The organism is Streptomyces sp. URMC 126 (assembly GCF_051386555.1).
In the GTDB taxonomy this organism is placed as follows: Bacteria; Actinomycetota; Actinomycetes; order Streptomycetales; family Streptomycetaceae; genus Streptomyces.
On sequence record NZ_JBPQTX010000619.1, the window covers coordinates 1 to 1177 of the forward strand.

The 1177-nt window shown below is 77.5% G+C and carries 1 protein-coding gene; it reads right to left on the bottom strand.

The window, feature by feature from the left end; translation table 11 throughout:
• Positions 1 to 1123 (bottom strand): XdhC family protein (locus tag ACSNOK_RS33135; protein WP_436784491.1); only part of this gene is annotated, 1123 nt, incomplete at its 3' end.
• Positions 1124 to 1177: the final 54 nt, after the last annotated feature.

A 1177-nucleotide genomic window follows, 5' to 3' on the forward strand; every position in this document is an offset into this window, starting at 1 on the left:
AGACAGCCCGCACCGTCCGCCGCGCCGATACCGCCCGATGGATCGGAGCCTCCGACCCCGTCAACGGACGCCCGCTCCCCCCATGCCGATGAGCAACGATCTCGGCGGCAATGGAGACGGCAGTCTCCTCCGGCGTGCGAGCGCCGAGATCGAGCCCGATCGGCGACCGCAACCGGGAAAGCTCCGCCTCGCTCACCCCCGCCTCCCGCAACCGCCGCACCCGCTCCCGGTGCGTCCGGTGCGACCCCATCGCCCCCACGTACGCGACGGGCAGCCGCAACGCCCGTACCAGCAAAGGCACGTCGAACCGGGCATCGTGCGTGAGCACACAGAGCACCGCGCGCGGGTCCAGCCGCTGGGAGTCCAGGTAGCGGTGGGGCCAGTCGACGACGACCTCGTCCGCTTCCGGGAAGCGTTCCTCGGTGGCGAAGACGGGCCGGGCGTCGCAGACGGTCACGTGGTGGCCGAGGAAGGAGCCGACGCGGACCAGGGCCGCCGCGTGGTCGATCGCACCGAAGACGATCATGCGGGGCGGGGGCGCGGTGGTCTCCACCCACAGCCTGACCGGCGCCTCGCAGCGCGGCCCGGCCGCTCCGACGTCGACGACGCCGCTGCGGCCGGCGTCGAGGAGGGTCCGGGCGGCCTCGGCGGCGGCGCGGTCCAGTGGGCGGCCGGCGCCGAGGGTGCCGTACGGCGGGCCGTCGGGGCGGACGAGCAGGCAGCCGGGCCCGGTGGGGCCGTCCAGCGCGCGGGCCAGCGCAACGGTCTCGCCCCGGGCGGCGGCGGCCAGCGCGGCCGCGGCGGGGCCGCCGGCCCGGACCGGCGTGACGAGGACGTCGAGCGTGCCGCCGCAGGTGAGGCCGGCGGCGAACGGGTCGTCGGGGTCGCCCGCGAAGCGTTCGACCAGGGACTCGCCGGTGGTCAGGACCCGGCGGCACAGCTCGTAGACCGCGGCCTCGACGCAGCCGCCGGAGACCGATCCGACGGCCGTGCCGTCGGTGGCGACGGCCAGGGCGGCGCCGGGCCGCCGGGGCGCGCTCCCGCGCGTGGCGACGACGGTGGCCACGGCGAAGTCGCGCCCCTGGGCGCACCAGCGGCTCAGCTGGGGGGCAAGGTCCAGCATCGTGGACGCTCCGGTGGTCGGCGGTCGGGGGCCGGCGGACGCGGGGCCCGCGGG